General features: G+C 68.3%; 22 protein-coding genes. 9 read left to right on the forward strand and 13 right to left on the reverse strand.

Annotated elements, in window-relative coordinates:
• The first annotated feature begins 109 nt into the window (after window positions 1-109).
• The 4 genes from ACE191_RS05530 (at window position 110) to ACE191_RS05545 (ending at window position 4248) form a co-directional block, all read left to right on the forward strand.
• Window positions 110-1453 (forward strand): NAD(P)/FAD-dependent oxidoreductase, encoded by a 1344-nt coding sequence (locus ACE191_RS05530; protein ID WP_400191190.1) that lies wholly within the window; start codon window positions 110-112, stop codon window positions 1451-1453.
• Window positions 1454-1488: 35 nt separating this feature from the next.
• Window positions 1489-1725 carry a hypothetical protein gene (locus tag ACE191_RS05535; RefSeq protein WP_400191191.1) on the forward strand — a complete coding sequence of 79 codons (237 nt, stop codon included), beginning with the start codon at window positions 1489-1491 and terminating at the stop codon, window positions 1723-1725.
• A gap of 114 nt (window positions 1726-1839) precedes the next feature.
• Entirely contained in the window at window positions 1840-3186 is a 1347-nt protein-coding gene (locus tag ACE191_RS05540) for a 4Fe-4S binding protein (RefSeq protein WP_400191192.1), read from the forward strand.
• A gap of 30 nt (window positions 3187-3216) precedes the next feature.
• On the forward strand, window positions 3217-4248 hold the full coding sequence (locus ACE191_RS05545) for a formylglycine-generating enzyme family protein (RefSeq protein ID WP_400191193.1): 1032 nt from the start codon (window positions 3217-3219) through the stop codon (window positions 4246-4248).
• Window positions 4249-4326: 78 nt separating this feature from the next.
• On the opposite strand, the gene ACE191_RS05550 is transcribed toward ACE191_RS05545, so the two are convergent.
• Window positions 4327-5328, reverse strand: coding sequence for an alpha/beta fold hydrolase (locus tag ACE191_RS05550; RefSeq protein WP_400191194.1), 1002 nt, complete (start codon window positions 5326-5328; stop codon window positions 4327-4329).
• A 64-nt stretch (window positions 5329-5392) separates the two neighbouring features.
• Window positions 5393-5953: a hypothetical protein gene (locus ACE191_RS05555; protein ID WP_400191195.1), complete on the reverse strand. Its 561-nt coding sequence runs from the start codon at window positions 5951-5953 to the stop codon at window positions 5393-5395.
• Window positions 5954-6250: 297 nt separating this feature from the next.
• Here ACE191_RS05555 and ACE191_RS05560 point away from each other — a divergent pair, with 297 nt between their 5' ends.
• From ACE191_RS05560 to ACE191_RS05575, 4 genes are all read left to right on the forward strand, one after another.
• The gene (locus tag ACE191_RS05560) at window positions 6251-6673 is read left to right on the forward strand and encodes a hypothetical protein (protein ID WP_400191196.1); all 423 of its coding nucleotides are present in this window, start codon (window positions 6251-6253) and stop codon (window positions 6671-6673) included.
• Window positions 6674-6734: 61 nt separating this feature from the next.
• Window positions 6735-7451, forward strand: a complete 717-nt coding sequence (locus tag ACE191_RS05565; RefSeq protein ID WP_400191197.1) for a glycosyltransferase family 2 protein — start codon at window positions 6735-6737, stop codon at window positions 7449-7451.
• A 204-nt stretch (window positions 7452-7655) separates the two neighbouring features.
• Complete coding sequence (locus ACE191_RS05570) at window positions 7656-9092, forward strand: glycosyltransferase (RefSeq protein WP_400191198.1); 1437 nt, start codon at window positions 7656-7658, stop codon at window positions 9090-9092.
• On the forward strand, window positions 9092-10465 hold the full coding sequence (locus ACE191_RS05575; RefSeq protein ID WP_400191199.1) for a hypothetical protein: 1374 nt from the start codon (window positions 9092-9094) through the stop codon (window positions 10463-10465). Before ACE191_RS05570 ends, ACE191_RS05575 begins: the two co-directional genes overlap by 1 nt.
• On the opposite strand, the gene ACE191_RS05580 is transcribed toward ACE191_RS05575, so the two are convergent.
• The 8 genes from ACE191_RS05580 to ACE191_RS05615 form a co-directional block, all read right to left on the reverse strand.
• Window positions 10462-11352, reverse strand: coding sequence for a hypothetical protein (locus tag ACE191_RS05580; protein WP_400191200.1), 891 nt, complete (start codon window positions 11350-11352; stop codon window positions 10462-10464). The genes ACE191_RS05575 and ACE191_RS05580 overlap by 4 nt on opposite strands.
• 60 nt (window positions 11353-11412) lie before the next feature.
• The gene (locus ACE191_RS05585) at window positions 11413-12018 is read right to left on the reverse strand and encodes a TIGR04282 family arsenosugar biosynthesis glycosyltransferase (protein WP_400191201.1); all 606 of its coding nucleotides are present in this window, start codon (window positions 12016-12018) and stop codon (window positions 11413-11415) included.
• A gap of 122 nt (window positions 12019-12140) precedes the next feature.
• A complete protein-coding gene (locus ACE191_RS05590) occupies window positions 12141-12677 on the reverse strand; it encodes a rhodanese-like domain-containing protein (RefSeq protein WP_400191202.1) in 537 nt (178 codons plus the stop codon).
• Window positions 12677-13729: an arsenosugar biosynthesis radical SAM (seleno)protein ArsS gene (gene arsS, locus ACE191_RS05595; RefSeq protein ID WP_400191203.1), complete on the reverse strand. Its 1053-nt coding sequence runs from the start codon at window positions 13727-13729 to the stop codon at window positions 12677-12679. The genes ACE191_RS05590 and arsS overlap by 1 nt, the downstream gene beginning before the upstream one ends.
• A 31-nt stretch (window positions 13730-13760) precedes the next feature.
• Window positions 13761-14096 (reverse strand): arsenosugar biosynthesis-associated peroxidase-like protein, encoded by a 336-nt coding sequence (locus ACE191_RS05600; protein ID WP_400191204.1) that lies wholly within the window; start codon window positions 14094-14096, stop codon window positions 13761-13763.
• 60 nt (window positions 14097-14156) lie between these two features.
• Window positions 14157-14699, reverse strand: coding sequence for a heme NO-binding domain-containing protein (locus ACE191_RS05605; RefSeq protein ID WP_400191205.1), 543 nt, complete (start codon window positions 14697-14699; stop codon window positions 14157-14159).
• A 99-nt stretch (window positions 14700-14798) separates the two neighbouring features.
• The gene (locus ACE191_RS05610) at window positions 14799-15683 is read right to left on the reverse strand and encodes an anti-sigma factor domain-containing protein (protein ID WP_400191206.1); all 885 of its coding nucleotides are present in this window, start codon (window positions 15681-15683) and stop codon (window positions 14799-14801) included.
• 2 nt (window positions 15684-15685) lie between these two features.
• Window positions 15686-16192, reverse strand: a complete 507-nt coding sequence (locus ACE191_RS05615; protein ID WP_400191207.1) for an RNA polymerase sigma factor — start codon at window positions 16190-16192, stop codon at window positions 15686-15688.
• 248 nt (window positions 16193-16440) lie between these two features.
• Between ACE191_RS05615 and ACE191_RS05620 the strand changes: the two genes are divergently transcribed.
• The gene (locus ACE191_RS05620; protein WP_400191208.1) at window positions 16441-17841 is read left to right on the forward strand and encodes an NAD-dependent succinate-semialdehyde dehydrogenase; all 1401 of its coding nucleotides are present in this window, start codon (window positions 16441-16443) and stop codon (window positions 17839-17841) included.
• A 115-nt stretch (window positions 17842-17956) separates the two neighbouring features.
• Here ACE191_RS05620 and ACE191_RS05625 read toward each other — a convergent pair whose 3' ends face one another.
• The 3 genes from ACE191_RS05625 to ACE191_RS05635 all read right to left on the reverse strand — a co-directional run bounded on the left by ACE191_RS05625 (window position 17957) and on the right by ACE191_RS05635 (window position 21041).
• A complete protein-coding gene (locus ACE191_RS05625; protein ID WP_400191209.1) occupies window positions 17957-18733 on the reverse strand; it encodes a YdcF family protein in 777 nt (258 codons plus the stop codon).
• Between the two features lie 61 nt (window positions 18734-18794).
• Window positions 18795-19133: a thioredoxin family protein gene (locus tag ACE191_RS05630; protein WP_400191210.1), complete on the reverse strand. Its 339-nt coding sequence runs from the start codon at window positions 19131-19133 to the stop codon at window positions 18795-18797.
• Window positions 19134-19265: 132 nt separating this feature from the next.
• On the reverse strand, window positions 19266-21041 hold the full coding sequence (locus tag ACE191_RS05635; RefSeq protein ID WP_400191211.1) for a DUF885 domain-containing protein: 1776 nt from the start codon (window positions 21039-21041) through the stop codon (window positions 19266-19268).
• Between the last annotated feature and the right edge of the window lie 185 nt (window positions 21042-21226).

A 21226-nucleotide genomic window follows, 5' to 3' on the forward strand; every position in this document is an offset into this window, starting at 1 on the left:
CAAAGGTAGCCCAATCGGGGCGGCGCGGCCGCAACTACCGGGCCCCGCTCTGTACGCAGCCGGCGCGGCTTCGGTGGGCTTTTCCGGACTCGCTTTTTCTTCCGACCTCATGCACCTGGTCATCATCGGCAACGGCATTGCGGGCATCAGCTGCGCCCTCACCGCCCGCCGCCTGCGCCCCGACGCCCGCATCAGCATCGTGTCGAGCGAAAGCCGGTACCACTACTCCCGGCCGGCGCTCATGTATTTGTACCTGGGTCAGCTGCGCCCCGCCGACGTGCAGCCCTACGCCGAGTGGTTCTGGCGCGAAAACCGCCTGGAGCTGGTGTTCGACACGGCCACCCGCCTCGATACCGCCGCCCGACTCGTGCAGCTGGCCGCCGGCCCCGCCCTACCCTACGACCAGCTGCTGCTGGCGACCGGCTCGCGCAGCCGCTTCTTTGCCTGGCCCGGGCAGCAGCTGGCCGGCGTGCAGGGCTTCTACGGCCTGCCCGACCTGGCCCGCATGGAGCAGAATACCCGCGGCATCGAGCGGGCCGTGGTGGTGGGCGGCGGCCTCATTGGCGTGGAGCTGGCCGAAATGCTGCGCAGCCGCGGCGTGGCCGTGACGCTGCTGGTGCGCGACGCCCACTACTGGGCCTCGGTGCTGCCCGCCCCCGAAGCCCGCCTTATCGACCAGCAGCTCGGCCGCCACGGCGTGGAGGTGCGCTACGGCACCGAGCTGGCCGAAATTCTGGGCGACGGGCAAGGCCGGGTGCGGGCCGTGCGCAGCGGTGCCGGCGAGGAAATACCCTGCCAGTGGGTAGGCCTGGCCACCGGCGTGCAGCCCAACCTGGCGCTGGTGGCCGACTCGGCCGTGGAAACCGACCAGGGCATCCTCGTCGACGAGTTGCTGCAAACCAGCGTACCAGGCGTTTACGCGGCCGGCGACTGCGCCCAGCTGCGCCGGCCCGGCTTCGGCGAGGCCGCCGTTGAGCAGCTCTGGTACACCGGTCGCATGCAGGGCGAAACCGTAGCCCACAGCCTCTGCGGGCAGCCCACGCCCTACCGCCGCGGCCCCTGGTTCAACTCGGCCAAGTTTTTCGACCTCGAGTACCAGACCTACGGCCGCGTGCCCGCCCACCCGGCGCCCGACCTCGCGAGCTTCTACTGGCAGCACCCGCGCCGCGAGCAGGCCCTGCGCCTGAGCTTCGAGGCCGCCGCGCCCCACGCTCTGCGTGGCCTGCATAGCCTGGGTTTGCGCCTGCGCCAGGCGGTGTGCGAGCAGTGGCTGCGCGAGGCCGTGCCCGTAGCCCAGGTAGTAGCTCAGCTGGCCGCCGCCGACTTCAGCCCCGAGTTTTCGCCCCTGCCCGCCGCCGATGTGGGCCGGGCCTTCGCGGCCCAGTTTCCCCAGTTTATCCTCCCTTCTCCCGCCCGCCACACCGGGCTGCTGGCCCGTTGGCTGGGGCGCTAGCCCGCCCACTGGCCCGCAGTTGCCGTACTTGAATCATGGAAAAACCCGACCTGCGCAAACTTTACCACCCCGCGGCCCTCAACTCCTGGCAAACCATTGCCGTCACCGGCCTGATTATGAGCGCCGCCGCCCACGTGGTGCTGCTGCTGCTTCAGTACCCCCGCCCCGAGGGCTTCAACTGGCTGTACGCGTGCTGGTCGGCCCTGTACGTGGCCGGCTCCCTGGCCAACCTGTTCGGCAAGCCCGACGACGACCACCATCACCACCACTAAGCGCAGCTGGCTCCGCGCTGGCCTACTCTTTCGCCCGGACCAGTTGAACCCGATTAGAACGCGGGCAGCACAAGCCGAACGAATTTCCAAGCGTACTTTTTCTTAACCAACCACATGTCCCTGCCCCCCAGTCTTGCGCTTACCGGCTCGCCGCCCCCGGCTTCCCGCCCCGAGCGGCTGTGGCTGGCGCTGGTAGCCGCCGGGCTGCTGGCGCTGGCTGTAGCCGCTCTAAGCGGAGCCGCTGCCGTGCGCGGGCCAGCGTTCTGGCTGGGACTGGCAGGGCTGAGCGCGGGCACCCTGGGCTGGAGCCGGCACGTTTTTGGCGCCACCGAGGGCGGCGTGGCCGGCTACCCCTGGCGTCGCGCCAGTACCAGCCGCGGCACTCTGGCCTGGCTCACGGCCCTGCTGCTCACTGGCTTCTACGTGCTGCTGTATTGGTGGCCCGAGCACCTCACCAACCTCATTCGCCCCCTCGACGGCCTGAGCCAGCTGCTGCGCGCCCGCCCCGCCGATCAGTGGTTTCTCTACGGCAGCTTCTACACCCTGGCCGTGCTGCTGATGGGTGGGCGGGCCCTCTACAAGTACCGCCGCGTGCCCTACCAGCGGGTGCGCACCCTCTCGGTGATGTTCTTTCAGCTGTGGCTGGCCTGGCTGATTCCGGCCCTGCTGCTGGGTTTGCAGAAGCCCGAGTTCTACTTCAGTTACTTCTGGCCCCTCAAGTACGACTACCTCTTTCCCGGCACCGTCGACTACCTGGTGCGCGACGGCCGGGCACTGGGCGTGTTTATGGTCTTCTGGGGGGCGGTGCTGTCGCTAGTGGCCACGCCGGTGCTCACCTTCTTTTTCGGGAAGCGCTGGTACTGCTCGTGGGTGTGCGGCTGCGGCGGCCTGGCCGAAACCGCTGGCGACCCTTACCGCCACCTCTCCGACAAGAGCCGGGCGGCCTGGCGCCTCGAAGTTCGACTGATTTACCCCATCCTGGGCCTCATCGTGCTGCTCACCGGGCTGCTGTGGCTGGCCGCCTCGGGCCGGGTGCCGGCACTGCAGCCCCTGGCCGACGGGCTGGGTCGCTTCTACGGCTTCGTTATCGGCTCGGTGTTTTCGGGCGTTATCGGGGTGGGCTTCTACCCTTTGCTGGGCAACCGCGTGTGGTGCCGCTTCGGCTGCCCCATGGCGGCCTACCTGGGCTGGCTGCAGAAGCACTTTTCGCGCTTCCGCATCACCACCAACGGCGGGCAGTGCATTTCCTGCGGCAACTGCTCCAACGTGTGCGAGATGGGCATCGACGTGAAACAGTACGCCCAGCGCGGCGAGCCCATCATCCGGGCCGCCTGCGTGGGCTGCGGCCTGTGCTCGGTGGCCTGCCCCCGCGGCGTGCTCAACCTGGAGAACGGTCCGCGGCAGGGGCGCTACCAGGCTTCGCCCTTCATCCACGCCGACTCGCTGCAAATACTTTCGTAATTCGCAGCTCACTTTAATGCGCCTTATCCGATGACCTTTTGGCCGCAGCTGCGCTTCCTGGGTGTGGTTGTTTTGATGACGGGTTGTGCCTCCGTGCACCGTCCCACCAGCACCCTAACCGGCGCATACAGCGCTACTACCGCCCTGCCCCTGCTGCCGGGCACCGGCCCTGGCACCTACCGGAGCTACCCCGACGACCGGGTGCTGCAGTTCCGCTCCCCCGATGGCACCTGCCCGGTCAAGCTGCCCTCAGTTTGGCAGCAGGAGGAATCCAGAAGGCCAGACCAGCCTCCCGTCATGCCGGGTATCCTGCTCATCAATAGCAGCGGACTGGGCATCGACGAAGCCGAAATTTCCAACCAGGAGTGGCATCAGTACCAGCTGCACCAGGAGCAGGCCGGCGTGTCCTCAGCAATCTTGCGGCCCCATTCCGAGGCGCTTCCCGTACCCGACTACTACATCGACCCGTTTTACCGCTACTACCCAGTAGTTGGCATCAGCCGTGAGCAAGCCGAAGCGTTCTGCCGCTGGCGCAGCCGCATCGTAACGCGCTTCGTAAATGAGGGACTGCACCAAACCGATTCGCTCGCGCCCAATTACCTGCGGTGCGTGTACCGCCTGCCCACTGAAGCTGAGTGGGAACAGGCCGCCAACAACACCGCCTGCACGGACCTGCCCGTGCGCGTAGAGCCCGCTGCTGCCGCCTACCTAAAACGCCGATCGGGCAGCGCGGTATCCGAAATCCAAATCAAGGCTGATATCGTCCTCTACAACAGCCGGCAGCCGGTTCGCTCCGTAGTTAATTACCAGCAAGCAGAACCATACTTTCTCCAACTGCCGACGCCCGGGTACGCGTACCAAGACCCCGCCAACAAGTTAGGCGTGTATCACTTATTCGGCAACGTGGCCGAGCTGGTGCAGGAGCCAGGCATCACAAAAGGCGGCAGCTACCGCGACGCGCTCGAAGCCTGCACCGTACAAGTTCGCGGAACGTACGCCGGTCCCGCTCCTACCGTTGGGTTTCGCTGCGTAGCAGATGTACACTACCCCAACCGCAGGTAGTTGGCTTCCCTGGTTCGTGTCAGCAGGCTCCCGAAAGGGCAGCCTAATGACTACTAACCCAGGCGCGAGAACAGCGGGCTAGCGCAAAAAAACCAGCAGCGCCGCGTGAAACTGCTCCGGCGCTTCCAGGTGCGGAATGTGGCCCACCTTTTCCAGCGCCACCAGCCTGCTGCCCTTGATAGCCGCGGCCGTGCGTCGGCCCAGCGCAGGGTATTGCCCCAGCGAGGCCAGGACCTTGGGGTCTTTCACCAGCCCTTTGCCCACCACCGTGCGGTCCTGCTGGCCGATGATGAGCAGCGTGGGCATCCGCACCCGGTCGAACTCGTAGCACACGGGCTGCTGGTAAATCATGTCGTAGGTGAGGGCGCTGGCGCGGGCCACCTTGGGAAAGTCGGGGTGGCGGGTTTGGGCAGCCAGGGGCCGCAGCCACTCGTCGTGGGCCGGGGGGTAGCCGCCGGGGTAGTAGCTGGCGTGGTACTGCCGCATGCTTTCCTCGGTGACCCGGCGCTCGGTGGCCTCGGCCTGGTCGACGCTCTGAAACGGCACCCCGCGGCGGTAGTCTTCCAGCCCAATGGGGTTTTCGAGCACCAGCCGCTCGGTGGCCTCGGGGTAGTCGATGGCGAAGCGCGTGGCCAGCATGCCGCCCATGCTGTGGCCCACCACCACCGCTTGTGGCACGCCCAGGGTATCGAGCAGGCGGCGGGTGTTGCGCGCCAGCTGGTGAAACGAGTAGTGCAGCGCGGGCTTGTCGGACTTACCGAAGCCCAGCTGGTCGGGCACCACCACGCGGAAGCCCGCCGCCGTCAGCGCCCGGATGGTGCCGCGCCAGTAGGCCCCGAAAAAGTTCTTGCCGTGCAGCAGCAGCACGGTGCGGCCGTTGGCGCGGCCGGCGGCGGGCACGTCCATGTAGGCCATACGCACCGGCTGGCCTTCGAGGCGCAGCGGCAGGTAGCGCACCGGATACGGGTACTCGTAGCCGTCGAGGGTGGCGTTGAGGGCCGTGGGCTGGGCCGCCAGGGAGGCTGGCATCAGCAGCGAGGCCAGCAGCAGGACCAGCGAAAGCAGGAGCAGACGAAGCATAGCAGCGGGAATTGAGTGGGGTTGCCCCGCAGTACGCAGCCCGCCGGGTTTAAGCTGCCGGCCCCTACTTGCCCGCGTCGGCCTGCTGGCGAATCAGCAGTTCGATGATGCGCGTGTCCTCGTCGCTCCACACCACGCTGCGCACGTCGTCGACCTGCAGCACGGTGTGGCCGTCGGCCTCGCCGAACTGGTTGTAGACTTCCAGCAGCAGCTCGTCGTCGCTCAGGCGCGTGACGTAGCCGTAGGGGTCGTTGTCGGCATTGGTGGTGATGAGCTGCACGAGCTGGTGGGCTTCGAGGGCGCGCTGCAGCAGCGCGGGCACCGTCAGGTAGGCCTCGTCGAGCCCGCCGGGCGTGGGGGCCACGCCGTACACGGCCTCGGGATTGTGCTCCTTGAACTCAATCAGGCGGATGTACTTGTCGTCGAAGTGCACCTGCACCACCTCGGCCAGCGACAAACTGCGCACGCCCGTGAGCATGCCCTGGCGGTTGATGGTGCGCAGCAGCAGCACGTCGGGGTTGTGGCTGAGCACGTAGCCCAGGTGGGCCTCGCCGGCCACCAGCAGCGACACCACCCGGCGGCTGCGCTGGGCACGCTGCAGTAAATCGGTCAATAAAGCTCCCATGAAAAAGTAGGCAGGGCCGCGGGCGGGCCGCTTAAGCCGCGCAAGTTAGCACGTTGTCTGCCGGGGCCGCCGGCCTCGCCCGGAAGGTTGTTAGCTCCTGCGCCACCGTTCCCCAATCGTGCCTGCGCGGCTTGTAACAAACGGGCTCGTAACAAAACAATTTGCTACGAGCCCGTTTGTTACAAGCCGCATCCCAGCCGGGCGGCCGTGCCCGGGCGCAGCGCCGTAGGAAGTTGCCGCCAATTGATACCTTGGCAGCACTCCGCTTCATCTCCCCTTCCCTGAGGCTTCCGGCGCATGGCTCGGCTTCCGTTTCGCTCCCTGTTGTTTTTGCCGCTGGCCGTCGGGCCGGCCGTGGCCCTGGCCTACGTGCTGCGGTCCTTGTCGCGCTACGTGGGCTTGTCGCTGCTGCTGCCGCCCTGGCTGGGCGAGGCCATGCACCAGACCGTGCTGCTGTGCGCCTACCTGGCCGCCCTGCTGTTTGAGAAGCCCCGCCCCACCCGCCGCACCGCCGCCCTGGCCGTGCTGCCCCCCGCCCTGCTGGTGGGCTACGACGCGTACATGACCCTGACCCACGGCTGGCTTTGGAGCATCAGCGCCGTGACAGCGGCCCTGTTTGGGGTGGGCATCTACGCTCTGCTGGAGGAAGATGCACGCCTGAGCAGCGGCAGCCGCGTGGGACGCTGGCACCGGCTGGTGTCGCGGCGGCGCCTGGGCTGATTCCGACTCCGGCGGGCCTGCTACGCCAGCTTTGCGCATTTTTGCGGCTCCACCCCGCCCTATGCCCGCCGCCGCTCCCAATTCCCTGCCGCTTATCGACGTCATTATTCCGGCCCACAACGAGGCGCCCAGCATTGCGCGGGTGCTGGCCGAGATTCCGCCCGGCTGGGTGCGCGAAACCCTGGTGGTGGCCAACGCCTGCACCGACGACACCGCGGCCGTGGCCCGCGCCGCCGGGGCCACCGTGCTGCGCGAAGACCGCCCCGGCTACGGCTGGGCCTGCCTGCGCGGCATGGACCACTGCTTTGCCCGCCCCGCCGCCGAGCAGCCCGCCCTCATTGTGTTTCTCGACGGCGACTACTCCGACTACCCCGAGGAGCTGCCGGCCGTGGTGCAGCCCATCCTGGACGGCCGCGCCGAGCTGGTCATCGGCTCGCGGGCCCTGGGCCAGCGCGAGCGGGGCTCGATGATGCCCCAGCAGATCTTCGGCAACTGGCTGGCCACCGGGCTGCTGCGCCGCTTCTACGGGGTGCGCTTCACCGACCTGGGCCCCTTCCGCGCCATTGATGCCCGGGCCCTGCGGGCGCTGGGAATGGAAGACAAAACCTACGGCTGGACGGTGGAAATGCAGCTGAAAGCCGCCCGGCAGGGCCTGCGCTGCGTGGAAGTGCCCGTGCGCTACCGCCGCCGCATCGGCGTCTCCAAGGTGTCGGGCACCGTGAAGGGCACGCTGGGCGCCGGCTACAAAATCCTCTGGACGCTGTTTCGCTACCGGTGATTCAGTTGCCAGTTGCCAGTTGCCAGTTGCCAGTTGCCAGTTGCCAGTTGCCAGTTGCCAGAGTGTACTTCCTCCGGCCTTGAGAAGCGAATAACCAACGACAAAAAACCAGAAAGCCGGCCCCGGAAAGCGAAAAACCAACAACGAAAAACGAACAACGAAAAACGAACAACCAGGCACTGACAACTCGCAACTGACAACTACATGATTCTCTACGGGCTGTGCCTGCTCTTCATCTTCGGCTTCAGCCTGAGCCAGTGGCAGCTGACGCGGCTGGCGCGGGCGGCGCGGCGGCGGCCGGCACCCGCCGAGCCGGTGCCGGGTGAGTGGCCGCGGGTGACGGTGCAGCTGCCGGTGTACAACGAGCTGAACGTGGTGGAGCGCGTCATCGACGCGGCGGCGGCCCTGGACTACCCTGCCGGGCAGCTGCACATTCAGGTGCTCGACGACTCCACCGACGAGAGCGTGGCGCTGGCCGCGGCGCGGGTGGCTTATCACCAGAGCCGCGGCCTGCGCCTGAGCCACGTGCGCCGCCCCAGTCGCCAGGGCTACAAGGCCGGGGCCCTGCAGCACGGCCTGCAGGCAACCGACGGCGAGCTGATTGCCATCTTCGACGCCGACTTCGTGCCCGCGCCTGACTTTCTGCGCCGCACCGTGCCGCACTTCGCCGACGAGACGGTGGGCGTGGTGCAGACGCGCTGGGGCCACCTCAACGAGGCCGACTCGCTGCTTACCCGCCTGCAGGCCTTCGGGCTGAACGCGCACTTTCTGGTGGAGCAGGTGGGCCGCAGCCACGGCGGGCACTTTCTCAACTTCAACGGCACCGGCGGCGTATGGCGCCGCCGCTGCATCGAGGAGGCCGGCGGCTGGCAGGCCGACACCCTTACCGAAGACCTTGATTTGAGCTACCGGGCCCAGCTGCGCGGCTGGCGCTTCGTGTACCTGCCCCAGGTGCTGGCCCCCGCCGAGCTGCCCGCCCGCATGGATGCGCTCCGCTCGCAGCAGTTCCGCTGGACCAAGGGCGCCGCCGAAACCGCCCGCAAGCACCTGGGTCGGGTGCTGTGCGACCCGCAGCTGCCCCTGGCCACCAAGGCCCACGCCGCGTTTCACCTGCTCAACAGCACCGTGTTCGTGGCCATTCTGCTGATGACTTTGCTGAGCGTGCCGCTGGTGCTGCTCGAAAGCCGCAACCCCGCGCTGAAGCCCCTGTTCCGCCTGGCCTCGGTGTTTCTGCTGGGGCTGGTGCCGCTGGTGTTTTTCTACCACGCGGCCTGGCGCTGGAACGGCGGCCGGCGCGGCGCCCCGCTGGGCTTCGCGGCGCAGTTTGGGCTGTTTCTGGCCTTGTCGATGGGGCTGGCGCTGCACAACTCCCGGGCGGTGCTGCTGGGGCTGCTGGGCCGCGCCTCGGAGTTTGTGCGCACGCCCAAGCTGGGCGGCGGCGGCCGGCGGCCGCGGCGCTACCGCTCCGGTGGGCTGGGCTGGCTGACCGTGGGCGAGGCCCTGCTCTTCGGCTACGCGCTGCTGGGCATTGGGCTGGCCCTGCGCAGCGGCAGCTACGGCCTGCTGCCCCTGCACCTGCTACTGGCCCTGGGCTACGGCGCGGTGGTGTTTTTCTCCCTGCTGCACGCCCGTCGTCCCTGATGCCCGCCCGCCCGCTGTTCGTATTTGCCGCGGCCGCCCTCATCCTGCTCGGCGCCTCCGCCCTGCTGGCCTACGCCACGCCCCGCGCGGCCACCGCGCAGCTGCTCGCCCTGCTGGCCCTGGCCACCGGCGCCTACGTAGTGCTGCTGCGCGCCATCGACCGGCACCAGCTGCCACTGCGCGCCGGCCTGCTGCTGGCCCTGGCCCTGCGCCTGCTCTGGCTGCCGGCCCACCCCACGCTGTCCGACGACGTGTACCGCTTCCGCTGGGACGGGCAGCTGGTGGCTGCCGGCCTCAGCCCCTACCAGCACCGCCCCGACGAGTACCAGGCGGCCGGCGGGCAGCAGCCGGGGCCGCCCACGCTCACGCCTGCGCTCTATGCCCGACTGAACTCGCCGCACTACTACTCGGTGTACCCGCCGCTGAGCCAGCTGGCGTTTGCGGCGGCGGCCGGGCTGTCGCCTCACTCAGAACGAGGTTTCGTGCTCACGCTGCGCCTGCCGCTGCTGCTGGCCGAGGCCGCCACGGCCGCGCTGCTGCTGGCGCTGCTGCGGCGCTGGCGGCTGCCGCCGGCCCGGGCGCTGGGCTACCTGCTGCACCCGATGGTAGCGGCCGAGCTCGTGGGCAACCTGCACTTCGAGGCCCTGGCCCTGGCCGGCCTGCTGCTCACGCTCTGGCTGCTGACCTGCTCGCGCTGGCTGGCCGCCGGCGCGGCGCTGGGCCTGGCCGTGGCCGCCAAGCTGCTGCCCCTGCTGCTGGCCCCGCTGCTGCTGCGCCGCTTGGCGCCGGGCGCGCTCCTGCACCTGGCCGCTGCCACGGCCTTGGTGCTGGCGCTGCTGTTTGCGCCCTTCTTCACGCCCGAGCTACTGCGGCACCTCGGCCGCAGCCTCGACCTGTACTTCCACGCCTTCGAGTTCAACGCCAGCGTGTACTACGGACTGCGGGCCCTGGGCTACGCTTTCAGCGGCTACAACCAGATTGCGCTGATCGGCAGCGGACTGGCCGTGACGGCTGCGGCCGGCCTGCTGCTGCTGGCTGGCCTGGAGCGCCGCCCTACCCTCACCACCCTGCCGCGGGCGCTGCTGCTGGCCCTCACGGGCTACTACCTGCTGGCTACCACCGTACATCCCTGGTACCTCACGCCGCTGGTGGCGCTGGGCTGCTTTACCGGCTGGCGCTACCCGGCGGCCTGGGCCGCGCTGGCGGCGCTATCTTACTCGGCCTACCACACGCCGGCCTACTCCGAAAACCCGCTGCTGCTGGGGCTTGAATACGCGGGGCTGCTGCTGTTTATGGTGCTCGACTGGCGCCGGGCCCGCCTAGCTCCCGGGCCGCTGCCAGGCCGGGCAGCCGAGGCCCCCGCAAGCGCCTAGTGCTGCCAGTAGGCGTAGCGGCGCACCGCTTTCAGGCGCAGCCGGCGGCCGTCCCAGGTTTGCTGCTGCTCCAGCAGGTGGGGATAGTCGGCCCCGAACACGTAGCGGTTGACTTTGCCGGGCGCCAGCTCCACGGTTACCTCCCGGTTGCGCCGGCCGCCTTCGCCGGGCGCGCCCAGGCGCCGGCTGATGCGGGCCTGGTATACCACCGGCCGCGCGGCCTTGCTGGTTTGCTGCAGCTCCACTACCGGCACCGTGATGCTGTCTTCGTCGTTGAATTTCAGGCTGCGCAGGGTGTAGGGCAGGGCGTCTTCGAACAGCACCGCGGCGGGCAGCTCGTGGCGGCCTTCGCCCTGCCCGTCCCAGTACGAGTTGAAGCGTAGCTGGTAGCCGTTTTCCACCGCCCCGATGGCCTTGAAGGTGTTGCCGCACCACTCCTGCGACGAGGTAGTAAGCTTGTGCAGGCGGAACGGGGCCTCGCGGCGGAAAAACAGCGAGGTCAGGAAGTGGTAGGGGTAGTTGTCGGTGGGAATGCGGCTGAACTGGTTGACTTTCATCACCGCAAACAGGTCGGGCCGCTGGTAGTAGTCGGTCTTCACGTCGAAGGCCTTATTGAAGTCTTCCTTCACCGTGATGATGGTGTGCTCGAAGGCGCGGGGCTTGCCGTAGATGACGCGCTCGGCCTCGTAGGTAGCTACTTCCGCCAGGCCGTCGTCCCAGAGCCGGGTCTGCGCCCAGCCCTCGTCGAAGTGCCGGGCCAGCAGCTGCTCGGCCGCAGTGGGCGCGGCCGCTTCCGAACCCGTTTGCGGGGAGTTGGCAGAGTCGGAACAGGCCGCCAGCAGCGGCAGGGCGGCCAGCAGGCAGCGGGTGGAAAACAAGCGAATCATGCGGGGAGAATCGGGCGGCAAGCGGCGAAGGTACGGCGCCCGGCCAGCCCGCGGCAAGCCTCAGCCCCGCGCGGCGCCCCGCCAGACGGCCAGGTCGGCGGCGGTGTCGACGTCGCTCAGCTCGGGCAGCAACGCCACGCGCAGCTGCTGCCGCTGCGCCGCCGCCCGGGTATCGGCCAGCACGGTAGCGGTGCTCCAGCTGATGCCGGCAAACAGGGCCGGCTGCGGCGCCCGCAGCCCCAGCAGGTAGTAGCCCCCGTCGGTGGCCGGGCCCAGCACCACGTCGTGGGTCAGCAGCCGCTCGTAGGCCTGCCGCAGGTGCGCCGTGCTCAGCCCCGGGCAGTCGGTGCCAATAACCACGGCCCGCTGCGCGCCCCGGGCAAAAGCCTCGCCGAAGGCGTGGCGCATGCGCTGGCCCAGGTCGGCTCCCGCGGGCTGCACCCGCTGCGGGCCGTCCGGCCAGAGCGGCGGCGCCCCGGGCGGCGGGGCCTCGGCCAGCCACAGCACCCGGGCGGCGGCCAGCGGCGCGGTAACCCGCTCGGTGTGCGCCAGCAGCTGCCGGTACACGGCCAGCGCCTCGTCGGCGCCCAGCTCGGCGGCCAGCCGCGTTTTCACCTTGCCCCGCTCGGGGTAGCGGGCAAACACAATCAGCTGGTCATTCATCATTTATCAATTAACATTTATCAGCCCCGCCGGCTGCCACTCTACCACTACCCGAACGCCGTGGGTGAGCTGACCAACCTAGCCCAGTCGCGGCGGGTTCAGGGTGCTGAATCAAGAACCCAACCTTATTGGTAGGCTGGCTGGCCGCGCTTCAGCCAGATGCCCCAGAGGGCGGAGTACGGGTGAATGCGCGCGGTAAGCCCGCGGGCGTCGTAGAGCGGGCGGCCCTCGTTGGTCCACTGAAAAATGCCGCCGTGAAGGTTGCGCACGTCGCGGAAGCCCAGGGCCCGCAGCTTTTCGCCGACCTGCTGGCTGCGCAGGCCCACCGAACAGTACACGATCAGCGGGCCGTGGCGGGGCAGCCCGCGCACGGCAGCCTCGGTAGCGGTTGCGGGGTCGAGGTGGCGGGCGCCGCGCAGGTGACTCACCGCGTACTCGGCCGCGCTGCGGGTATCGAGCAAGATGAAGCCGGAGTCGGCGCGCAGCAGCTGGGCCAGCTCGGCGGGGCGAATCACGGGCTGGTCGGCGCGGTACACGCGGCGCAGCAGCTGCTCGTAGACCGGGTCGATACCGGCACCGGAAGGCGCGTCTTGGCTGCAGCCGGCCAGGGCCAGCAGGCCGCCGAGCAGCGGGTTGATTGGGTTGCGTCGGCCGACTTTCATTACACCGTAGCGCCGCCGCAGCTCGAGCCCGCGCCCGCGGTGCAGCCGTAGCAGTGCTGGTTGAGCACGATGCTGCGCGCCCGCAGCCGCGCCGCGTCGAAGTCGCGGATGTGCCGGGGGGCGGCGGCCTCCACGGGCAGCTCCAGCATCTGGTTGAAGTCGCAGTCGTAGAGCCCGCCGTCCCAGCCCACCGACAAGGTGGTGCGGCACATCACGTTGGCGGCGGCGGCGGGGTTATAGCCCTGCACCAGCTTGTCCATGTAGGCGGCGTAGTTGCCGCTCTCGAGCAGGTAGTCGAGAAAGCGGCTGATGGGCAGGTTGGTGATGGTCAGCAGCGAGTTGAACGCCACGCCGTGCTCCCGCAGCAGGCGCTGCTTGAACTCGCGCTCCAGCCCCGCCTGCGAGCCGGGCAGAAACGCGCCGGCGGGGTTGTACACCAAATCGAGCGCTAGCCCGCTGTCGGGCTGACCGTAGCCCGCGGCGTTGAGCATTTGCAAGGCCCGGATGCTGCGCCCGAACACGCCTTCGCCGCGCTGGGCATCGGTGCGGGCGGCGGCAAAGTGCGGCAGCGACGACACCACGCGCACGCCGTGGCGGGCAAAAAACGCGGGCAGGTCGTGGTAGCGGGGGTTGGCCACGATGATGGTCAGGTTGCAGCGCACGATAACCTGCCGACCCAGGGCCGCGACCTGCTCCACCAGCCAGCGGAAATCAGGGTTCATTTCGGGCGCGCCACCGGTCAGGTCCACCACCCGCAGCTCGGGCGCCTGGCGCAGGGCCGCCAGGCACAGCTCCATGGTGGCGCGGGTCATGATTTCGGTGCGGTCGGGCCCGGCGTCGACGTGGCAGTGGCGGCAGGTCTGGTTGCACATCTTGCCCACGTTGATTTGCAGCGTGTCGATGACGGTGGGGCGCAGCGGCAGCAGACCGGTTTCGCGCAGCTTCTGGGCAAACGCCGGCCAGGCCGCCCCCGTGGCCGCCGCCCCGTTGAGCACGGTTAGCTGATACTCCGTATCGGCCAGCGGATGGTGCTGCGCGTGCAGGGACTTCATATTGGCAATGTGGTGCGCTGCATTCCCCAAATTACATCGACAGCTCCCTGGCCTTGTTCATCATCTGCACGCCGTGGACCAGGGCCGAGCCGCCCTTGATGGCGGCGGCTACGTGCACGGCTTCCATCATCTGGGCCTCGTCGGCGCCCTTCTGCAGCGAGTCGGCGGTGTAGGCGTCGATGCAATAGGGGCACTGCACGGCGTGGGCCACGGCCAGGGCAATGAGGGCTTTCTCGCGCTCGGAGAGGGCGCCTTCCTTGAACACTTCGGCGTAGTAGGCGAAGAACTTGCCGCCCATTTCGGCCTGCCACTCGGTGATGTTGCCGAATTTGGCCAGGTCAGCGGGGTTGTAGTAGGTATTTTCCATTGGAAAGGGCAACAACTGAAAGCGCGGCGGGTTCAGGCCCCGCCGGGGGAAGAGAAAAAGTCAGGTGCGGCGCGTCACCCGAATCTGCACGTGGCGGCCGTCTTCGCGGGTGGTCGGCTCCACCGTAATCTGCTCGGCCTCGTCGAAGTAGGTAGCCAGGCCCCGCACGATGCCCACGGCCAGGGCGCTCATGCGCCGCCCCGAAACGTAGTCGATCAGCAGCTCATTGGGCCCCAGGCGACGCACGTCGAGTACCGGCGGGGCATTTTCCGCGTGCTCTTCGCGCACGCGCTTGTGCATCACCCGCTCGGTGTGCTCAATCATTTCCAGAGTGCGCCAGCCCGGCTCTACCAGCTTGGCGTACATGTGCATCAGGTCGGGCACCAGGTACTCGCCAAACTTTTCCTGCAGGGTTTCGGCCGGAATGCCGGTCATGCGGGCGGCGCTGCCCACCAGGGCGTAGATGTGCGCGTCGGGGTACACCTCCTTGTGGTCGAAGTCCTGCCCGCTGAGCCCCGACACGTCCAGCAGTTTCAGCCAGGTGCTGTGGTCGTAGGTGGTTTGCACGTAGCGCTTGAGCAAAAGAAAGATGGAACCGTGCATAGGAAAACAAAATAGCGAACGGTAAAGATGCGCAATAAAGAGCAGCGGCCGGCTTCTCAGAGAAACCGGCCGCTGGTCTTTATTGCGCAGCGTCAGCAGCTATATCTGCCCCATCACCGTGAGGGCCGCCAGCGTGGGGGCGGGCAGGCCACCGGCCGGCTCCAGCGTCACGGCAAAGGCCTGGGCACTGGCCACGTCCTTCATGCGTTGCAGACTGTCGCCGGCAGCCGTGGCCGTGGTCAGCAGCCCGGCATCCACGGGCTGGCCCTTGTCGAGGGCCCAGAGCTGGTACTGCTTGCCGGCGGGCGGGGCGGGCAGGTTGTGCACGTCGAGGTACACGGCGTGGCTGCCGGGGTTGTAGAGCACCCGGGCCCGGGCGCCGGGCGCGGCGGCCACGCCTCGCAGCACCACCGGGCGGAACTCCTCGCTGCGCAGCACGGCCAGCTCCTGGGTGCGGTGACCCAGTTTTTTCTCCATCACCTGCATGGTGGCCGCCACCCGGGCCTGGTCGTTGCGCACGGCCAGCAGGTTGGTTTCGGCGTCGCGCCAGCGGTTGTAGAGCACCAGGTTGGCCCCGGCGCTGAACACCAGCAGCGCTACGGCGGCGGCGGCCAGCCAGCGGTACCAGCGGCCCGAGCCGGCCGGCTGCTCGTCGGCCGCCGGAGCGGGCATGGGGCGCACCACGGCTTCGGGGGCAGACGGCGGCGTGGTTTGCTCAGACAGAGGAGCGGCTGAAGCCTGGGGCCCGGCGGCGCGGATGGCCTGCTGCCAGCCCGCCAGTACTCGTTCGCGCATGCCGGCGGGGGGCTGCTGGGCGTGGGCGGCGGCGTAGCCGTTCAGCGCTTGCTCGATGCGCTCCAGCTCGGCGCGCACCGCGGGGTGCTGCGCCGCCAGCTGCTCCACCTCGGCCTGCTCGGCCGGGGCAAGCTGCTGCAGCACGTACAGCTCCAATTGGCCTGATTCGATGTAGTCCTGGATGTTCACGGTTACCGAATCAGTTTAGAGAGGACTTTGATGGCGGCGCGGGCGCGGGTTTTCACGGTTCCCAAGGGCAGGTTCAATTCCTCGGCGGCCTCACTCTGGGTGTAGCCGCCGAAATACAGCAGGTCAATGATTTGCCGTTGATCGGGGTTCAACTGACGCGTGATTTCCTGCAGCCCCAGGTGCTCGGGCCGGAAAGTAGCCTCGGCCGGGGTATACTCGGCGGGGCTGTCGTCCAGCGGCTGGGTACGATTACCTACGCGGTACTGGCGCGAGCGGATTTTGTCGATGGCCAGATTCCGGCACACGTTCATCACCCAGGTAAAAAGGCGGCCTTTGGAGGGGTCGTAGCTGGCAAACGAGTGCCAGATTTTGACCAGTGCCTCCTGCAGCACGTCTTCGGCTTCCTCTTCGCGGCGCACGATGCGCAGGATGACGCCGTACAGGGCGGGGGAATATTTGTCGTAGAACTCCGCCAGGGCGGACTCGTCGCGGGCCCGCAATCGGGTCACGAGCAGTTCTTCGGAAACGGGGGGCTGCGGCTCGTTCAGCAAGCTGGATACGGTGTAGTGGTGCGTTGGTGGTTGGTAACAGCCCCGGGCGTTGGTGGTTGGGTATTCGGCCAAAAATACACCTTGCCGCGGTAAAATAGCAGCGCGGCCCGGCAAAGCAGCCGCCCCAGCCAGGCCGCCCGGCTCAAACCGCCCCGGCGGCCGCCCGTACGTACCTTGCCCATCCCACCCGTATCAGCCCCGCTCCCATGCCCATTGCCTCTTTCAACCCCTACACCGGCCGCGAGCTGCGGCGCTTCCGCCCCCACTCCCCCGCCCAGGTCGAGCGCATTGTGGCCCAGGCCGACCGCGCCGCCCGCCAGTGGCGCCGCTCGTCGTTTGCCGAGCGCGCCCGGGTGCTCACGCGGGCGGCCGCGCTGCTGCGCGAGCGGCAGGACGCGCTGGCCCGCCTCATGGCCCTGGAAATGGGCAAGCCCCTGCGCGACGGCCGCGCCGAGGTGCTCAAGTGCGCCCTCACCTGCGACTACTACGCCGCCCACGCCGAGCAGATGCTGGCCGACCAGCTCATCGAAACCAAGGCCCGGCGCAGCTTCATTGCCCACGAGCCGCTGGGCGTGGTGCTGGCCATCATGCCCTGGAACTTTCCCTTCTGGCAGGCCATCCGCTTTGCCGCCCCCGCCCTGATGGCCGGCAACGTGGGCTTGCTCAAGCACGCCTCCAACGTACCGCAGTGCGCCCTGGCCCTGGAAAAAATCTTTCACGACGCCGGCCTGCCCCGCGCCGCCTTCCGCACCCTGCTGCTCGAGTCCCGGGACGTGGAGGGCCTCATTGCCGACGACCGCGTGCAGGCCGTCACGCTCACCGGCAGCGAGGGGGCCGGCAGCCAGGTGGGCGCCGCGGCCGGCCGCCACATCAAGAAAACCGTGCTCGAGCTGGGCGGCTCCGACGCCTTCGTGGTGCTGGCCGACGCCGACCTGGCGCTGGCCGCCCAGACCGCCGCCCAGGCCCGCATGATCAACGCCGGGCAGAGCTGCATTGCCGCCAAGCGCTTCATCGTGGAGCGGCCGGTGGCCCGCGAGTTTATCCGCCTGCTGAAAGCGCACCTGCTGGAAATGCGCGGCGGCGACCCGCTCGACGAAACCACCCAGTACGGCCCCCTGGCCCGCCCCGACCTAGCCGACGAGCTGACCAAGCAGGTGGCAGACTCGGTGCAGCTGGGCGCAAAAGTTGAGCTGTACGGCGGACAGTCGGCGCCCGGCACGGCCCGCTTTGCGCCCGTAATTCTGAGCAACCTGCGCCCCGGCATGCCGGCCTACGACCAGGAGCTGTTCGGCCCCGTAGCCTCGGTGCTGGTGGCCCGCGACGAGGCCCACGCCATCCGCCTGGCCAACGACTCGCGCTTCGGCCTGGGCGGCGCGGTGTGGACCCGCGACGAACAGCGCGGCGAGCGGGTAGCCCGGCAGATCGAGTCGGGGGCCGTGTTCGTGAATGCCCTGGTGGCCTCCACCCCCGAAATGCCCTTCGGCGGCATCAAGAAGTCGGGCTACGGCCGCGAGCTGTCCCACCTGGGCATCCGCGAGTTCGTCAACCAGAAAAGCATCTGGATCGGCGGCGAAAAAGACGGCGGCGCCCGGCAGAAAACGGAGTAGCGCCGCCCGTTTACGGCATTGTAGCGCCAACTTTCAGTTCGCGTATTTCCGAAAGAGGTCGTTCTGGTCCACGCGAACTTTCAGTTCGCGCTACATGGCGTTGGTTACCGGCGCTTTAGCAGTAGCCCAGCAGGCGGTAGACCAGGTAGCCGGCGACTTCGTGGGCAAGCACTTCCCAGCGTACCAGGGACTCGGCGCTGGGCAGCAGCCAGAACTCGGGCGTGGGCTGGGGCGGCAGGGTGTAGTAGGCGGCCGGGAAGGCCACGGCATCGAGGCCGGCGCGGCGGAAGCAGCCCGCGGCCCGGCGCATATGAAAGGCCGAGGTTACCAGCACCAGGCGCCGCACCCCGGGGTGGCGCTGCAGCAGCTCGCGGGTAAACAGGGCGTTTTCGCGGGTGTTGCGGCTGCGCTCCTCCAGCCAGATGTCGCGGGCGGGCACCCCAGCCAGTCGCAGCAGCACGGCCAGCTCCCGGGCTTCGGTGCGGGCCCCGGCCTCGGGCAGCAAAGCCCCCGAGCCACCCGCCACGATGATGCGCCGCACCTTGCCGGCCCGATACAGCCAGAGCGTGTGCAGCAGGCGGTCGGCGCCGCGGTCGAGGTACACCCGGTCGTGGGGGCGCTGCCGGGGCTCGGTGATGCCGGTCAGCAGCACGGCCGCATCGTAGGGCGCGGCTCCCAGCTCCGACAGGCGCACCGGCTTCAGCTCCCAGGCCCGCAGGGCCCAGTTGCTCAGCGCCGGGTTGGTGAGCACCGCCGTCAGCGCCAGGGCCACCAGCAGCCAGCGGCGGCGCCCGCGCGCACTGCGGCTCAGCACGGCGGCCAGCAGCGCGGCCAGCAGCCACACCACCGGAAGCAGGGCTACGTCCAGAATCTTGGAAAGCACGAAAAACACGGCGCGAAGCTACGCCCGCGGCGCGGGCCTACCTAACCAAACGCTCCGGCTGCCCCCAGCTTCAGTGCGTGGCCGCGTAGCGCCGCAGCCGGTCCAGCTGCTCGCGCACCTGGGCCTGGTTGGTGAGCGTGTCGCACTCCAGCAGGCGGCCTTGGTAGTAGGAAACGAAAAACGGCGCGGCCCGCTCGTTCATCAGCTGGCGGGCTACCGGGTTTTCGTCGCTGTCGAGGCGCAGAAAGGTAATGTCGGCGTAGGCGGGGTCGGCGGCGAACTGCGTCAGGTGGGGCGCCAGCAGCTCGCAGGCGGCGCAGTCGCGGGTCGAGGTGAACTTGGCCAGCACCTTCGGGTGCTCGTGGGTGAGGCGGCGCAGCCCCCCATCGTTGGTGTCAAGTACGTCCATAAAGGGCAGGTAGCCGGCGCAGCACCCGGGCAACCCCGCTTATACCGGCCTAGTCAATGGCCTGCTAACGCAAAACGCCCCGCCGGCGGTTGCGCGGCGGGGCGTTTTGCGTGGTCGGTTAGCGGGCCGAAGCTACTTGAGCATCATCTGGCGGATGTACTTCACCGGGGCCGAGCCGTAGCTTAGAAACTGCTCGTGGAAGGTTTTCAGGTTGAAGGCCGCGCCCTGCTGGCGCTTGAGCTCCTCGCGCAGGTCGTAGATTTCGGTGTAGCCGGTGAAGTAGCTGCTCAGCTGCACTTGCGAGAGCGTGGCCCGGCGCCACTTGTTGCGCGCCTCGGCTTCTTCCTGGAATCCCTCGCCCATCAGCAAGGCCACCACGTCCTTCTCGCCGGCGTTTTGGGTCTGCACCAGGTGGTCGACGATGGTGTTGAGCGTCACGCGCATGTTCCACTTGTCCCACATCAGCCAGATTTCGTCGGAGCCGCCGCCGTAGCCGTTTTCCAGCATCATCCGCTCGGCGTACACGGCCCAGCCCTCAATCATGGCCCCGTTGCCCAGCACCGCCTTGATCAGGCTCGGCGACTGGTTGGCGTACACCAGCTGGGTATAGTGGCCCGGAATGGCTTCGTGGATGTTGAGAATCTGCAGGGTGTAGTGATTGTACTCGCGCAGGTAGCTTTCGGCCTGGGCCGTGGGCGTGCCCGTGAGCGGGTCCACGTTGTAGTAGGTGTTGGCCGACTTGTCGTAGGGCCCGGGGGCCGAGATGGAGGCGCCGGCCCCGCTGCCGCGCATGTAGGGCGGGGTTTCGCGCACCACCAGCGGCTTGGTGGGGTCCTGGGTCAGCAGTTGCTTCTCATCCACGAACTTCACCAGCTCGGGAATCTGCTGGCGCACCGCAGCCACGAAGCCCGCGGGCGTGGCGTGCTGGGTGGTGAGCTTGCCAATCACCTGCCGGATGCGGGTGAGCGTGTCGGCCGGCAGGGGCTGCTGCCCAAAATACTTGGGCCACAGGCGGGTGGCGCGCCGGGCCATGTCGCGCAGCAGCTCGCGCTTGTGGGCCTGGGCCTTGCCGTAGACCTCATCGGCCGAGTAGGCCGACTGGATGTCGTAGGCGAACTTCTGGTTGAACAGCTCCCGGCCGATGCGGAACGAGCGCGTGGCCGTGGGCCGGGCCTGCTTGTCGAGGAAGCCGATGTAGTTCTCGATGGCCAGGCGCGTGGTGGCAATGCGCCCGCGCAGCTCCTCCTTCTCGCGGGCCGACAGTCCCGAGCGGCTCACGCTGTCGAGCAGGGCCGGGCCGAATACCTCCAGCCCGCCGCGGTTCTGCAGAATGGCCAGCTCCAGGTGTTCCCGGGTAGGGTTCTTCACGTTTTCGGTGGCCGCCTCGTAGTACTCCGGCGCCCGGCTGATCTTCATGGAGATGCTGCGCAGGCGGCGGTCCAGGGGCTGGTAGCGGCCGTTCAGGATTTCGGCCACCGGCTCGCCCACGTTGTACTGGGCCGGGTTCCACTCCCAGCTGCGCAGCGTGTCGAGGTACCAGCGCTCGGCGCGCAGCTGGTTCAGCATCAGCCGGTAGTCGGTCTGGTTGTTGACCGACAGCCCTCCTACCGGGTGGGCAGCCAGCTCGCGCTGCCGCCGCTGGTTGGCCTTGGCCTCCATGCGCCGCCGCCCGGGCGTGGGCAGCACCAGCAGGGAGTCGTAGCGGTGGTAGCCCTGGCTGCTGGCCCAGCCGGGGTTGTAGTACCAGAGCGAGTCGATGAACTGGGCCTTGTACTGCTCGAAGGCCTGGTCGGCCGGGCTGCCGCTGGCCGCGGTGGAAGTGGTGTCGGTACTGGACTGGCAGCCGGTGGCCGCCAGGGCCGCCGTCAGGCCGAGGCCGGCGAGAAATCGGGCGTAGCGTGGGGTCATGGGGTAGGGGTTCGGGTTGGGCGGGCGAAAGGTAGCGGCAAAGTGCGGTTCGGGGCGTGGGGTTACCGGTTCGGCGGCCGCAAAAAATGACTGCTCATTGCCTGCTTCCACCCCTGCTGTTCGTGTTTTTACCAGCTCACCACGTTCAAGCCCCGCTTAGTACAGTGCGAGTAAGTGTTTCGTAG

Source organism: Hymenobacter sp. B81 (assembly GCF_044628455.1).
Lineage (GTDB): Bacteria > Bacteroidota > Bacteroidia > Cytophagales > Hymenobacteraceae > Solirubrum.